Annotated in this window: 3 protein-coding genes; all 3 read right to left on the bottom strand. The window is 73.3% G+C overall.

Annotated features, from left to right (window positions below; all coding sequences use genetic code 11):
* Positions 1 to 4: 4 nt before the first annotated feature.
* The 3 genes from BLV96_RS45345 to BLV96_RS45335 are packed head-to-tail and all read right to left on the bottom strand — an operon-like array spanning position 5 to position 16181.
* Entirely contained in the window at positions 5 to 202 is a 198-nt protein-coding gene (locus BLV96_RS45345) for an MbtH family protein (RefSeq protein WP_086675826.1), read from the bottom strand.
* Positions 202 to 1461, bottom strand: coding sequence for an MFS transporter (locus BLV96_RS45340; protein ID WP_086675825.1), 1260 nt, complete (start codon positions 1459 to 1461; stop codon positions 202 to 204). The genes BLV96_RS45345 and BLV96_RS45340 overlap by 1 nt, the downstream gene beginning before the upstream one ends.
* The gene (locus BLV96_RS45335) at positions 1458 to 16181 is read right to left on the bottom strand and encodes a non-ribosomal peptide synthetase (RefSeq protein WP_091390391.1); all 14724 of its coding nucleotides are present in this window, start codon (positions 16179 to 16181) and stop codon (positions 1458 to 1460) included. The genes BLV96_RS45340 and BLV96_RS45335 overlap by 4 nt, the downstream gene beginning before the upstream one ends.
* Positions 16182 to 16191 lie beyond the last annotated feature (10 nt).

Here is a 16191-nt window from a genome sequence, read left to right as displayed (position 1 = left end):
CGGTTCACCGAGCCGACATCCGTTCCCGCAGGCTGCGCGGCCGCATGTCGGTCCACACCTCGTCGACGTGGTCCATGCACTCCTGCCGCGTCCCGCGCGTGCCGTCGGGGTGCCAGCCGGCCGGGACCTCCTTGCCGGCCGGCCAGAGGGAGTACTGGCCCTCGTCGTTGAGCAGGACCTGGTAGGTGGTGTTCTCGTCCATCAGGACTCCTTGGTGTTGTGGGTTTCTTCTTCGAGGTCGGCGACGGCCGGGAAGCCGCGCAGGGTCCGGCTGAACGTCGTCAGCACGGTCACCACCGCGATCGCCCCCGCGCAGCTGAGCACGGCGGCGGAATCGGGGAGGAGGTCGACGAGCCAGCCGCCGAGCGCCGGGCCGAGCGCCGCGGCCAGCCCACCCGTCACGCCCATCACGCCGCCGAGGCGGCCGCGCAGCTCGTCGGGCGTGTAGAGCAGCTGGTAGGTGTTGATGGTGGTGTTCGCCGCCGGGGCCAGGAACGCCATCGCCGCGAACAGCAGGCCCATCAGGTAGCCGTCGTGGACGAACACCGCCAGCGGCGTCAGCACCGTCAGGCCCCAGAACACGCCGATGATCAGCGCGTACGGGCTGATCCTGCGGTGCAGGTACGGCGCGGCCAGCGCCCCGGCGATGCCGCCGGCGCCGAGCATCGCCGCCATCACGCCGATCTCGCCGGCCGGCACGCCGCGTTCGTTCGCCAGCACGATGATCACCAGGTAGTACGCCGCGAAGAACAGGTTCAGGACGATCGCGCACACCGCCGTGACGCGCACGCGTGGCTGCTGCCACACCCAGCGCAGCCCCTCGGCGATCTCGCGGCCCAGGTGCGCGGGCGGCCGTTCCGCCGCCGGTTCGGGACGCGCGGGCAGGCGGACGAACACCAGCGACACGAACGCCACCACGTGCGCGACGACGTCGAAGACGAACGGCACGAACCGGCCCAGCGCGAACAGGAACCCGCCGAGTGCCGTACCCGACAGCTGGCCGGCGCTGGTGCGCGCCGCGTTCAGCGCCACCGCCGACGGGACCTGCTCGGTGCTCACCAGCCGCGGCAGGCTGGCCTCCTCGGCCGGTTCGAACAACGCCCGGCACAGTCCCATCAGGACGGCGACGACGACGAGCTGCGCCAGCCCGGCCACGCCCCACCACAGGGCGAGCACCAGGCTCGCCGCGCCGAGCGCCTGCACCGCCTCGCAGCCGAGCATGATCCGCTTGCGCGACCAGCGATCCACCAGGGCGCCCGCCGGCAGCCCGGCGACCAGCTGCGCGATCGCGATCGCGCCGAGCACCAGCCCGGACTGCGCGGCCGAGCCCGTGATCGCCAGCACCAGCAACGGGAACGCGATCGTCGCGGTGCTGAACCCGGCCTCGGACACGACCTGGCCGCTCCACAGCAGGCGGTAGTCGCGGTTGCGGGACAGCTTCTCCTTGCTCGGCGCGCTCACGCCTCCTCCCCGCGGCAGTCGGCGGCGATGCTCCGCAGGGCTTCGGCGAACCCGGCGGCGACGGCCTCGACCGTCGCACGGTCGTGCCGGTCCGGCCGGAAGAACCACGTGAACTCCAGCCGGCCCGCCCGTACTCCGCCGACCACTTCCAGGAGGTGCGCGGGCACGTTCGCCGGGTCCTGCTCGCGGCCGATCGGCGGGTGCGACGCGCGGAAGAGGCCGTCGCCGCCACCCGTGCCGTCGCCTTGGCCGAGGTAGTTGAACGTCAGCTGCGGCGGGTTCGCACCCAGTTCGGGGAACCGGTGGGTGCGCAGGACGCCGTGGCCGAACCCGTTGCCCGGCACCGCGCGCAGCTGCCGCCGCACGGACTTGACCAGCGCGCGCCAGTCCGCGTCCGGGTCGATCGTCAGCCCGACGGGGAACAGCGTGGTGAACCAGCCGACGGTCCGGGACAGGTCGACGCCGTCGAGGACTTCCTCGCGGCCGTGCCCTTCCAGGTCGATCGCGATCGAGTCCTGTCCGGTCCACCGGCGGACGGCCCACGCGAGCGCGCTGAGCAGCACGTCGTTGATCCGCGTCCGGTAGGCGCCGGGTGCCAGGTGCAGCAGGGCGTCGGTGTCGCGCTCGCCCACCTCGACCGGCACGGACTCGACCGCGGCCGTCCCGTCGCCGGTGTGGTCGAGCGGGAGCGCGCGGCCCGGGAGGTCTCGCGCCCAGAACTCGTGCTGGTCGTCCAATCCGCCGCCTTCGGCGAACTCCCGCAAGCGCAGCGCCCAGTCGCGGAACGACGTCGTCTTCGGGCCGAGGTCCGCCTTCTCCCCCGCCTGGATCTGGCCGTAGGCGCGTTCGAGGTCCTCGACCAGGATGCTCCACGACACCGCGTCGACGACGAGGTGGTGCGCCGCGAGGAAGAGCCGGTCCGGCTCGAACAGCACCGCCCGCAGCTGGGGTGGCCGCGCGAGGTCGAAGCTCGCGTGCACCTCGTCGGCGACGGCCTCGGGGTCCGAAGTGGACAGTACCCGCAGCGGGACGGCCGCTTCGGGTGCGTCGTTGTGCTGCCGCCACTGCCCGCCGTCCCGGGTGAACCGCAGACGCAGGGCGTCGTGGTGGGCGACGACGGCGTCGAGCGCCTGCCGCAACACCTCTTCGTTCGGCGGTTCGGCGAGCTCCAGCAGGACGGATTGGTTGAAGTGCGCCGGGTTCGCCGGATCGGCGTCCAGGAACCACCGCTGGATCGGCGTGAGCGGCACCTCCCCGACGACGGCCTCGGGCCGCGCCTCGGGTTCGTCGGCCGCGGTGACCACGGTGGCCAGCGACGCGACGGTCTGGTGGGCGAACAGGTCCTTCGAACGCATCCGCAGTCCCGCCAGCCGGGCGCGGTGCACGACCTGGATGCTGAGGATCGAATCCCCGCCCAGTTCGAAGAAGTTGTCGCGCGCGCCGACCCGGTCGCGGCCCAGCACTTCGGCCCAGATCGCGGCCAGCGCCGACTCGAGGGGCCCGTCCGGTTCGACGTACCGGTGTTCTTCGGCGTCGGCGTCCGGCAGCGCGGCCCGGTCCAGCTTCCCGTTGCGGGTCACCGGAAGGGCGTCCAGTGCGACGATCGCCGCGGGCAGCATGTAGTCGGGCAGCGACCGGCCGAGGAACTCGCGCAGGTCCGGTTCGGCGTCCGGTACGACGTAGGCGACGAGCCGCCCGTCGCGGGCGAGCACGGCCGCGTCGGTGACGGCGGGGTGCGCCCGCAACGCGGCCTCGATCTCGCCGGGTTCGATGCGGTGGCCGCGGATCTTGACCTGCTCGTCGGCGCGGCCGTGGTAGACGAGTTCGCCGTCCGGGCGCCGGGTCACCCGGTCGCCCGAGCGGTACATCCGCTCCCCCGGCGGCCCGAACGGGCAGGCGACGAACCGCGACGCCGTGAGCCCGGGCCGGTCGAGGTAGCCGCGGGCGAGCCCGTCGCCGGCGATGTACAGCTCGCCGGGGATGCCCGGGGGGACCGGGTTGAGCCCGGCGTCGAGCACGTAGAGCCGGGTGTTGCGGATCGGGTGCCCGATCGGGACCGGCCCGGCGGCGAGCGCGTCCCCGGGCTCGACGCGGTACTCCATGCAGCCGACCGTCGTCTCGGTCGGCCCGTACTCGTTGATCACGGTCGCGCCCGGGTGCGCCTGGCGCCACCGGTCGAGCACGTCGCCGAGCAGCTGCTCGCCGCCGACGACGAGGTCCCGCGGGTCGCCCGCCAGGACGGGCAGGTGGCTGGGTGTCGCCTTGAGGAACGTGCACGGCACGGGCTCGGTTTCCAGGACGTCGGCGACCCGGACGCACCCGCCCGCCAGGAGCGGGCCGAACAACGTCGTGACGGTGAGGTCGAACGACACCGAGGAGTGCAGCACGGCGGTGCCGCCCAGGCCCGGGTACGCGTCGACTGCCCAGCGCAGGTAGTTCGCCGCCGCGCGGTGGCTCACGACCACGCCCTTGGGGCGGCCGGTCGAGCCGGACGTGTAGATGACGTACGCCGGGTACGCCGGATCGAGGGTGACTTCCGGTGCGTGGCCGGGGAAACCACTCGCGTCGACGTCGTCGACCACGCAGACCGGACGGGCGTCTTCGATCATGTAGGCGATCCGGTCGGCCGGGTAGCCGGGGTCGATCGGGACGTACGCCGCCCCGGTCTTGAGCACCGCCAGGAGCGCCACCAGCAGGTCCGCCGACCGCGGCAGCAGGACCGCGACGCGGGTTTCCGGCGCGGCTCCGGCGGCGATCAGCCGGTGCGCGAGCCGGTTGGCGCGGACGTCCAGTTCGCGGTGGCTGAGCGAGATCCGGTCGTCGGACACGGCGATGTCGTCCGAGTCGTGCTGCAGCAGTTCCGGCAGGGCGACGTCCGGCCGCGGGTCTCGCGCGGCCGCGGCCAGCACGTCTTCGCGCTCGCCGGGCAGGAACAGCGAAAGGTCGCCGACGGGCCGGTCCGGGGCCGCCGCGGCTTCGGTCAGCAGGACCCGCAGCCGCGCGGCGATCCGCTCGATCGTGGCCGCGTCGAACAGGCCGGTGCTGTAGTTGATCGCCCCGCGCAGCGCGCCGTCGTGCTCCTCGAACTGCACGAGCAGGTCGAAGGTCGCGGTCGTCATCGGCAGCGCGACTTCCTCGGCGGACAGCGTGCCGCCGCCCGGCTCGTCGCCGGTGTTCTGCAGTGCCACCATCACCTGGAACAGCGGCGTCCGGCTCGAGTCGCGGATCGGTTGCACCGCGTCCACCACCCGCTCGAACGGCACGTCCTGGTGGGCGAAGGCGTCGAGGACCGTGGTGCGCACGTCGGCGAGGAACTCGCGGAACGGCTGTTCCGCGTCCACTGTGGACCGCAGAACCAGCGTGTTGACGAAGAAGCCGATCAGCCGTTCCAGCTCGGGCCGCTCGCGACCGGCGGTCACCGTGCCGACCGCGACGTCCTCCTGTCCCGCCCACCGGGCGAGCAGCACCTGGCACGCGGCGACCAGGGTCATGAACAGCGTGCCGTCACCGTCCCCGGCCAGTTCCTTGAGCCGCGCGGTCACCTCGGCCGGCACGGTGAACTCGACCCAGTCGCCTTCGGTGGTGCGCACGGGCGGGCGCGGGCGGTCGGTCGGCAGTTCGAGCGGGGCCACGCCGTCGAGGCGCTCGCGCCAGTGGCCGAGCTGCTCGGCGAGCACCGGGCCGTCGAGGGTTTCCCGTTGCCAGATGGCGAAATCGGCGTACTGCACGGGCAGTTCGGGCAGGTCCGGTTCGGCGCCCCGGGCGAACGCGGTGTAGCAGGCGTCCACTTCGGACGTCAGCACGCCGGAGGACCAGCCGTCGGTGACGATGTGGTGCAGCACCAGCAGGAGCACGTGCTCGCCGGGCGCCTGCCGGAACAGGCGGGCCCGCAGCAGCGGCCCGGTGCGCAGGTCGAACGGCTCCCGCAGCTCGCGCGCCAGTGCCTCCTCGGTGAAGTCTTCGACCGGCAGCTCGACGTCGTACGGGTCCCGCACGAGCTGGACGCCCCGGCCGTCGACGGTGGTGAACGTCGTCCGCAGCGACTCGTGCCGTGCGACGACGGCGGTCAGCGCCCGGCGCAGCGCGGTGACGTCGAGCTCGCCGCGCAGCCGCAGCGCCGTCGGCGAGAGGTACTCGGTGCTGCCCGGTTCGAACTCGTCGAGGAACCAGAGCCGTTGCTGGGCGAAGGAAAGCGGCAGGGCGCCGTCCCGCGGCACCGCCGGGATCGGCCGCGCGGTGGCCCGTGCCGCGGGCAGCTCGGCGGCGAACCGTTCGAGGGTGGGGGCGGTGAACAACGCGCGGGGTGAGACCTCGACGTCGAACTCCGCGCGGACGCGGGAGGTGATCCGCATGCTGCTGATCGAGTCGCCGCCGAGTTCGAAGAAGCTGTCGGTGCGCCCGACGCGCTCGACGCGCAGCACGTCGGCCCAGATCGCGGCGAGCCGGGTCTCGGTCGTCGTTTTCGGAGCGACGTACTCGGCTTCGGCGTCGCGCCCGGGTGCGGGCAGCGCGTTCCGGTCGATCTTTCCGTTGCGGTTCAACGGGATCGCGGTCAGCGTGACGAACGCCGAGGGCACGAGGTAGTCCGGCAGGCGGCCGCGCAGCCAGGTCCGCAGCTCGCGGGTCTCGCCGACGACGTAGGCGACGAGCCGGCCGTCGCGGGCCACGACGGTCGTGTCGGTGACGGCCGGGTGCTGCCGGAGCGCGGCCTCGATCTCGCCGGGTTCGACGCGGAAGCCGCGGATCTTGACCTGGTCGTCGACGCGGCCGAGGTAGTCCAGCCGGCCGTCGGCGGTCCGGCGGACGCGGTCGCCGGTCCGGTACATCCGGGTGCCCGGCGGTCCGAAGGGGTCGGCGACGAACCGGTCGGCGGTCAGGCCGGGCCGGTTCAGGTAACCGCGGGCCAGCTGAGGGCCGGCGAGGAACAGCTCCCCCGCGACGCCGGTGGGGGCCGGGTGGCCCGCCGCGTCGAGGACGTAGGCCGAAAGGTTGGCCAGCGGCCGCCCGATCGACGGCCGGTCGCCGGTGACGGGGGCGTGCGTGGCATCGACGGTCACTTCGGTCGGCCCGTAGTAGTTGTGGGCGCTGACACCGGAGCCGGCCAGTTCGCGCCAGAGGGCTTCGCCGGTCGCTTCGCCGCCGACGAGCACGGTGGCGGGGCGGTGGTCGCCGTCGAAGAGGCCGGCTCCCAGCAGCTGCTGGAGGTAGGTCGGGGTGAGGTCGAGCAGGTCGATCCGCTGATCCCGCACGTACCGGACGGCGGCGCGCGGGTCGAGCCGGGTGTCGTCGTCGAGGACGTGCAGCTCGTGGCCGTCGACGAGGGCGAGGAGGGGTTCCCAGGAGGTGTCGAAGGAGAAGGACGCGGTGAGCGCGGCGCGCAGCCGTGGGCCGCCGAGGAAGACGCCGCGGTGGTTGGCGAGCATGTTGACCAGCCCGCGGTGCTCGACGAGCACGCCTTTCGGGCGGCCGGTGGAGCCGGAGGTGTAGAGGACGTAGGCGGTGTTGGCGGGACCGGGGCGCTCCGCCGTAACGGCTGCTCTCGGCGGCAGCTCCGTGCCATCCAGCACCACCACTGGCCGCGCGTCCTCGACCAGCATCCGCACCCGGTCCTCCGGCAGCCCGGGATCGATCGGCAGGTAAGCCGCCCCCGCCTTGAAGGCCGCCAGGATCGCGATGACCGCCTCCGCCGAGCGCGGCAACCGGATCGCCACCACCCGCTCGGGCCCGGCCCCCGCCGCGACCAGCCGGCCCGCCAGCTCGGTGGCCCGGGCGTCGAGTTCGGCGAACGTCAACCGGGTGTCGCGGAACACCAGCGCCGTCTCCTCCGGGATCCGCGCCGCTGTCGCCTCGAAGATGTCCAAGACCGTCCCCGCCGGGACTTCGAGCGCGGCCCCCACCCCGGCCTCGACCAGTTCCCGCCGTTGCTCGACCGTCGACAGCGACAGCTCCCCCACCCGCCGATCCGGGTCCGCCGCGATCGCGCGGACCAGGTGGGCGAGCTGCCCGGCCAGCCGCCGGACCGTCGGCTCGTCGAACAGCCGCGGGTCGTACGACAGCTCGAGACCCAGCCGGTCGTGCAGGAACGCCGTCAGGTTCAGCGGGTAGCTCGTGGTGTCGAGCGAGCTGACGTCCAGCACCCGCACGCCGTCCTGCCCGCTGTCCTCGATCGGGTAGTTCTCGAACACCACCACGCTGTCGAACAACGCCGTGCCCGCCGGAACTCCGGTGAACGCCTGCAGCCGCGACAACGCGAGGAAGTCGTACCGCCGCGCTTCGGCCTGCGCCCCTTGGATCTCCCGCAGCCACTCGGCCACCGGCAGTCCATTGTGGATGGAGACCCGGGTCGGCACGGTGTTGATGAACATGCCGATCATCGATTCGACGCCGGGCAGTTCGGCCGGCCGGCCGGAGACCGTGGTGCCGAACAGGACGTCGGTTTCCCCGCTGTGGCGGGCCAGCAGCAGCGCCCACGCCCCCTGCACCAGCGAATTCACCGTCAGCGCGGCCGCCTTCGCCACGTCCCGCAGCCGAGCCGACTCCGCGGAGGACAGCTCCACCCGCACCTCGGCGGCCGACTCGGCGCGGTGGGCCTCCTGGGGACGGCGGTCGTACGGCAACGGCGTCGGAGCCGCGAAGTCGCCGAGCGCCGCGCGCCAATGCCGTTCGGCTTCGGAGTGGTCCTGCGCCGCGAGCCAGGCGAGGTAGTCGCGGAACGGGCGGCGCGGGGCCAGCTCGGCGGTCCGGCCGCCGGCGATCGCCGCGTACTGCTCGGCCACTTCGCCGAACACCTGCGCCGTGCTCCAGCCGTCGAGCAGGACGTGGTGGGACGTCCAGACCAGCTGGACTTCGTCGTCGGTGACGCGGGCGATTTCCAGGCGCATCAACGGCGGTGCCGTCAGGTCCATCCCCGCGACCTGGTCGGCTCGGAGCAGCTCCGCGAGCGCGCTGTCCTGTTCGGCCGAGGTGCGGCCGCGCCAGTCGTGCTGCCCGACCGGGACGCGGACGTGCCGGTGGACGCGCTGGAGCGGCTCGTCGACGCCGTCCCAGACCATGGTGCTGCGCAGGATCGGCGTCCGGTCCACCACGCGCTGCCACGCCTCGGCGAGCGCGTGCGGGTCGCGGACGCCGGCCAGCCGCAGCCGGAACTGGTCGAAGTACGCGCTCGAATCGCGGTCGACCAGGCTGTGGAACACCATCCCCGCCTGCAGCGGGGTGAGCGGGTAGAGGTCCTCGACGTCGCGGCCGTCGCCGGCGAGCCGGTCGACCGTGTCCTGGTCGAGCCGGGCCAGCGGGAAGTCCGACGGTGTGCGGCCCCCGGCGCCGGCGCAGTGGTCCACCACTTCGGCCAACGCCTCGACCAGCTCCGAAGCCAGCGCGCCGACGGTGGACTCGTCGTGCACGTCTTCGGAGTACTCCCAGGTGAAGTGCAGCTCGCCCGCTTCGACGACGCCGACGACGTCGAGCAGGTACGGCCGGGTGCCGTCCGGATCGCTGTCGTGCCCGAGGGGTTCGCCGCGGCCGGCGTACCAGCCGTCGCCGTCGACGTCCCAGCGGCCGTGGTAGTTGAAGGAGATCCGCGGCGCGGGGTCGTCGCGCAGGGCCGCGCCGGGTGCGGCCGGCGGGCTCAGGTAGCGCAGGGCTTCGTAGCCGGCGCCCTTGTCCGGCACGGCACGCAACTGTTCCTTGACGGCCTTGAGGACGTCACCCCAATCCCCGTCGGGCACCGTGAGAACCAGCGGATACTGGGCGGTGAACCAGCCGATCGTCCGGGACAGGTCCAGCGAGGCCGCGATTTCCTCGCGGCCGTGGCCTTCCATCGCGACGACGATCCGGGGCCGGCCCGTCCACCGGGCGAGCACCCGGCCGAGGGCGCTGAGCAGCACGTCGTTGACTTCGGTCCGGTACGCCGCCGGCACGTCGTGCAGGAGCGCGGCGGTCTCGGCCCGGCCAAGTGACACCGAGACCGCGCGCGCCGACTTCGCGCGGTTGCGGCCAGAGCGGTCGACCGGGAGTTCCGTCCGCGCACCGCGCAGCGCAGTTTCCCAATACGCGGTGTGCTTGTCGAGGTGTCCCATTTTCACGTGCTCGGCCAGCGACCGGGCCCAGTGGGTGAACGAGCTGCCCACTGGCTCGAGGGCTTCGCCGTGGTAGGCGCGGTCGAGGTCGCCCAGCAGGATGCGCCAGGAGACGCCGTCCATGACCAGGTGGTGGGCGGTGAGGAACAGCTGGGGCGGCCGGTCGGCGAAGGTGAACAGCACCACCCGCCAGACCGGGCCCTCCGCGATGTCCAACGACGTCTGCGCGCGGACGGCTTCGGCGTGCATCGCGGTGACGACGTCGTCCACTTCGGACAGATCGACGTGCCGGAGGACGTCGGCGGCCTCGGTGGCGGCCGGTTCCTGCTGCCAGGTGCCGCCCGCACGGGAGAACCGCATGCGCAGGGCGTCATGGCGTTCGGTCACCGCGGCGATCGCGCGGATCAGCCGCACCCGGTCCACGGAGGACAGTACGACGTGGACGGACATGGTCAGCCGCCACGGGTCGTCGAGGTGCTCGACCAGCCACGACTGGATCGGGCCGAGCGGCGCGGGCCCGGTCTCCTCGACGACGACAGGCGCCGCGCTCGGCGTGGCGACCCGGGCGAGTTCGGCGACGGTCTGGTGCTGGAAGAGGTCCTTCGACGAAATCCCCAGCCCCGACTGCCGGGCGCGGGCGACGACCTGGATGCTGAGGATCGAGTCGCCGCCAAGGCCGAAGAAGTTGTCCTCGACGCCGACCCGGTCGACGCCGAGCACCGCCGACCAGATATCGGCCAGCACGGTCTCCTCGGGCGTACGCGGGGCCACGTAACGGTTTTCGGTGCGCGCGCCGGGTTCGGGCAGCGCCTTGTGGTCGAGCTTGCCGTTGGCGTTGAGCGGCAGTTCGGCCAGGCCGACGAACACCGCGGGCACCATGTGCGCGGGCAGGGAGCGGCCGAGGAACTCGCGCAGCGCAGTGGTGCCGGGCACGGTTCCGGTCAGGTAGGCGACGAGCCGGCGCGAGTCGCCGGCGCCGTGGGCGACGACGGCGGCACCGGTCACGTCCGGGTGTGCGGTCAGCGCCGCCTCGACCTCGCCCAGTTCGATGCGGAAGCCGCGGATCTTGACCTGGTGGTCGGCGCGGCCGCGGTAGGCCAGCTCGCCCCCGGCAGTCCAGCACAGCAGGTCGCCGGTGCGGTACATCCGGGTGCCCGGCGCGCCGAAGGGGTCGGCGACGAACCGGGACGCGGTCAGGCCCGGCCGGTTCAGGTAGCCGCGGGCGAGTCCGGCGCCGGCGACGTACAGCTCGCCGGTGACGCCGGGCGGGACCGGGGCGAGATCGGCGTCGAGGACGTAGGCACGCAGGTCCGGGATCGGCACACCGACCGTGGCGGGGCCTTCGGCGTCGAGGACGCGGTGGGTGACATGCACGGTGGTCTCGGTGGTGCCGTACATGTCGACCAGCCGCGGGCCGTCCGGGTGCCGGCGGCGCCAGTCCGCCAGCCGCACCGGATCGAGGGCTTCGCCGCCGAAGACGACGTACCGCAGGCTCAGCGGCGGCGACGGCAGTGTGCCGAGCCGGTAGAACGCCGACGGCGTCTGGTTCAGCACAGTCACGCGCTGCTCGGCCAGCAGCGTCAGGAAGTCCTCGGGGGCGCGGACGACCTCCGGTGGGACGACGACGAGCCGGCCGCCGTGCAGCAGCGCGCCCCACAGCTCCCACACCGAGAAGTCGAAGGCGTAGGAGTGGAAGAGCGTCCAGACGTCCTGGTCGTCGAAGCCGAACCAGGGCGCGGTCGAGGAGAACAGCCGGGTGACGTTCGCGTGCGGGACCAGCACGCCCTTCGGCACGCCGGTCGAGCCGGAGGTGTAGATGACGTACGCCGTGTTCTCCGCGTCGACGCGCACCTCCGGGTCGGTGTCCGGCCGGTCCTCGGCACCCACGTCGTCGACGACGCAGACCGGGCGGGCGTCGGTGAGGGTCGCCTCGATGCGCGCGGGCGGGTAGTCCGGGTCGATCGGCAGGTAGCCGGCGCCGGACTTGAGCACGCCGAGGACCCCGACGACGAGGTCGGCCGACCGCGGCAGCCGCAACGCCACCAGGCGCTCCGGCCCGGCACCTTCGGCGATCAGCCGGTGGGCCAGGCGGTTCGCCCGCCGGTCCAGTTCGCGGTAGGTCAGCTCGGTGCCCTCGTGCGTCACGGCGACGGCGTCCGGCGTGCGTGCCACCTGCGCGGCGAACAGCTCGGGCAGCGTCGATCCCGGCGCCGGTGATCCGGCCGGGTTCCACTGGCGCAGCACCAGATCGCGCTCGGCGTCGGTCATCCACGGCAGCCCACGCAGAGGGCGGGACGGCGTGGCCGCGATGCCTTCCAGGAGGGTGCGCAGCCAGCCGGTGAGCCGCTCGATCGTGGCCGCGTCGAACAGGTCGGTGTTGTAGTTGACGAGCGCGTCGAGCCGGCCGGCCGTCTCCTGGAAGTGCACCATCAGGTCGAACCCGGCGGTGACGATCGGCGGCGCCAGCTCTTCGACGTCGAGGCCGGGCAGCGCGGGCCGGGTGTCCGGGGTGTTGTGCAGCACGACCATCACCTGGCACAGCGGCGTGCGGCTGGTGTCGCGCTCGGGCTGCAGGTCGTCGACGACGCGGTCGAACGGGACGTCCTGGTGGGCGAAGGCGTCCAGCACGGTGTCGCGCACGTCGCCGAGGAAGGCGTCGAAGTCCCGGTTCAGGTCCACAGTGGACCGCAGGACGAGGGTGTTGACGAAGAACCCGACCAGGCCTTCGAGTTCGGTGCGCTCGCGGCCGGTGACGACCGTGCCGACGGCGACGTCGTCCTGGCCCGACCAGCGGGCGAACAGCAGCTGGCAGGCGGCGAGCAGGGTCATGAACAGCGTGCCGCCGTGCTGCCGGGACAGCTCCTTGAGCCGGGCGGTCGGGCCGGCCGGGACGCTGAATTCGTGCAGGGCGCCGTTCTTGGTGCGCACGGCCGGGCGCGGCCGGTCGGTGGGCAGGTCCAGCACCGGGACCCCGTCGAGGCGGTGGCGCCAGTAGCTGAGCTGGTCGTCGAACTCGGTGCGATCCCGTTGCCAGACCGCGTAGTCGGCGTACTGCAGGGGCAGCGACGGCAACGCCGGGTCCTCGCCGCGGGTGAACGCGGTGTAGAGCGCGGCCAGCTCGTTCAGGAGCACGCCCGAGGACCAGCCGTCAGTGACGATGTGGTGCAGCACCAGGGTGAGCACGTGGTCACCGGGCGCGAGCCGGGTCAACGCCGTGCGCAGCAGGGGCCCGGTGCGCAGGTCGACCGGACCGGTCGCGCTGGTCAGCGCGGCGGCCAGGTCGCCATCCGTCACCGGAACGTCGACCGCGTACGGCGGGTGGACGATCTGGACGCCGCGGCCGTCGACGGTCGCGAACGTCGTGCGCAGCGACTCGTGCCGCGCGACCAGCGCGGTGAGCGCCTGGTTCAATGCCGAGTAGTCCAGCTCGCCGCGCAGGCGCAGCACGGTCGGCGAGACGTACTCGGTGCTGCCCGGCTCGAACTCGTCGAGGAACCACAGCCGTTGCTGGGCGAAGGAAAGCGGCGCTTCGAGCGGGCCGCCGTCACGCGGCAGGAGCGGGATCGCCGTCTGCGGGGCCGCCGCGTCCGGCAGCCGGGCGGCCAGCTGCGCCGGGGTGGGCGCGGTGAAGACGAGCCGGGCCGGGACGTCGGCGCCGAGTTCGTCCCGGAGCCGGGAGACGACCCGGATGCCGAGCAGCGAGTCGCCGCCGAGGTCGAAGAAGTTGTCGTCGACGCCGACGCGTTCGACGCCGAGCACGTCCGCCCAGACGCGGGTCACCAGCCGCTCGCGGTCGTCGCGCGGGGCCACGTACTCCGCGGCCGCGTCCAGCTCCGGCTGCGGCAGGGCCCGGCGGTCGAGCTTGCCGTGCCGGGTCAGCGGCAGCCGGTCGAGGCGCACGAAGGCGGTCGGCACGAGGTGCGCGGGCAGGGTGCGGGACAGCTCGGCCTTCAGGCCGGCGGCGTCGCCGACGACGTACGCGACGAGCCGGCCGCCGCGCACGTCCACCGCGGCGTCGGTCACGAACGGCCGCAGTGCCGCCTCGACTTCGCCGGGTTCGATCCGGAACCCGCGCACCTTGACCTGGTCGTCGATCCGGCCCAGGTGTTCGAGCTGTCCGTCGACCCAGCGGACGCGGTCGCCGGTGCGGTAAAGCCGGGAACCCGGTGCGCCGAAGGGGTTCGCGACGAACCGGTCCGCGGTCAGGCCCGGCCGGCCGAGGTAGCCGCGGGCCAGCTGCGCCCCGGCAAGGCAGAGTTCGCCGGGCACACCGGGCGGGACGAGCCGCAGGTGCTCGTCGAGGACGTACGCACCGACGTTGCCGAGCGGGCGGCCGATCAGCGGGCGGTCGCCGGTCACCGGCGCGCAGGTGGCGTCCACAGTGGACTCGGTGGGCCCGTAGTAGTTGTACGCGGCCGTGTCCGAGGCGGCCAGCTCCCGCCACAGATCGCGGTCCATCGCTTCGCCACCGACCATCAGGAACCGCGGGTGGTGCGCTCCGGTCAGGAGCCCGGCGGGCAGCAGCTGCCGCAGGTAGGACGGGGTCACGTCGAGGAAGTCGACGCGGCGGTCGCGGACGTACCGGGTGAGCGCGGCCGGGTCGAGGCGGTTTTCGTCGGTGATCAGGTGCAGTTCGTGGCCGTCGGCCAGCAGCAGCGGGCCTTCCCAGGAGGTGTCGAACGACAGCGTCGCGGTGAGCGCCACCCGCATCGGCTCGCGCCCGAACACGCTCCGGTGGTTCACCAGGAGGTTGACCAGGGCCGCGTGCTCGACGACGACCCCCTTGGGCGTGCCGGTCGAGCCGGAGGTGTGGATGACGTAGGCGGCGTCGGACGGGCGTGGCCCGGCCGGTCTCGATCTCCCGGTGGGCACGACCGTGCCGTCCAGCACGACGACCGGCCGCGTGTCGGCCAGCAGGACGCGGATGCGTTCCGCCGGCAGCCCGGGGTCGATCGACAGGTGCACCGCGCCCGCCTTGAGCACGGCGAACAGCGCGACGATCGCCTCGGCCGAGCGCGGCAGCAGCACCGCGACGACCCGGTCCGGCCCGGCACCGCGCGCGGCGAGGTCCGCGGCGAGCGCGTCGGTGCGGGCGGCGAGTTCGGCGAAGCTGAGCCGGACGTCGCCGCAGACCAGCGCGGTCGCGTCCGGCCGGGTCCGTGCCTGGTGGTCGAGGAGGTCGACGACGGTCGTCGCGGGGACGTCGAGCGTCCTGCTCCCCCACTCCAGCAGCGCGGCTTCTTCGGTTTCGGTCGTCAGCGGCAGGTCGGCGATCCGGCGGGCCGGGTCCGCGGCGACCCCGCCCAGGAGCCGCAGCAGGTGCGTGAGCAGCCGGTCGATCGTCGCCGCTTCGAACAGCTCGGTGCTGTACTCGACGAGCCCGGCCAGCCGCCCGCTGGATTCCTCGAACTCGAGCGAAAGGTCGAAGTTCGACGAATCCCGGGCGACCTCGGCCGGTGCGGCGGTGAGGCCGGGGAACGACAGGCCGCCGCCGGCGCTGTGCAGCAGCACCATGACGTCGAACAGCGGGTGCCGGGCGGGGTCGCGGCCGGCGTGCACGGCGTCGACGAGTTCCTCGAAGGGCACGTCGTCGTGGGCGAAGGCGTCCAGGACCGTCTGCCGCGCGGTGGCCAAGTGGTCGGCGAAGGACACCGACGTGTCCACTGTGGACCGCAGGACGACGGTGTTGACGAAGAACCCGACGACCCGTTCCAGCTCCGGCCGGTCGCGGCCCTGCACGACGGTGCCGAGCGCGATGTGGTCCTGCCCGGTGTAGCGCGCGAACAGGGCCTGGCAGGCGGCGACGAGCACGGTGAACAGCGTGGTCTCCGACGTGCGGGCCAGCTCGGCCAGCCGCCGGGCGACGTCGTCGGGAACGGTGAACTCGCGGACCGCGCCCGCCGTCCCGCGGGTGGCCGGGCGCGGACGGTCGGCCGGCAGGTCCAGGGGAGTGATCCCGGCGAGGTGGTCCTTCCAGTGCTCGAGCCCGGCCGCACGGGTCGGCCGGTCGTGCTGCCACAGCGCGAAGTCCGCGTACTGCAGGGGCTGCGGCGGCAGCTCGGCGGCCGAGCCGTCGCGGTAGAGCAGCCCGAGTTCTTCGGTGAGCACGCCCATCGAGGCGCCGTCGGTGGCGATGTGGTGCACGCACACGAGCAGCACGTGCTCGGCCGGGCCGACGCGGGCCAGCAGCGCTCGCAGCAGCGGGCCGTGTTCGAGGTCGAACGGCCGAACGTACTCCTCGCGCAGCACGGCGTCGAGGTCGGCCGGGGCGACGTCGACGACGGGCAGCGGCACCTCGTACGGCGGCCGCACCACCTGCACGCCTTCACCGTCGACCTCGGTGAAGGTGGTGCGCAGCGGCTCGTGGCGGTCGACGAGCAGCCGCAGCGCGGTGGCCAGAGCGTCGACGTCGAGTTCGCCGGTGAGGCGCAGGGCGAACGCGCTGTTGTACTCCGGGTCGCCGGGCCGCAGCCGGCTGAGGAACCACAGCCGGCGCTGTGCGGACGACAGCGGGATCGGGCGGGAGCGGTCGGCGGCGGCCGGGATCTCCGGCGTGCGCGCGCCCGCTCCCGCCATCCGCCGGCGCAGCGCTTCCTGCAGGTGGGCGGGCAGCGCCGCGATGCGGTCCTGTCGGGACGTGGTCATGGAGCAGTCC

This window comes from Amycolatopsis pretoriensis, from assembly GCF_900107925.1.
GTDB lineage: Bacteria > Actinomycetota > Actinomycetes > Mycobacteriales > Pseudonocardiaceae > Amycolatopsis > Amycolatopsis pretoriensis.
The sequence above is the reverse complement of the archived record's forward strand: the minus strand, read 5'-3'. Positions and strand labels throughout refer to the sequence as shown.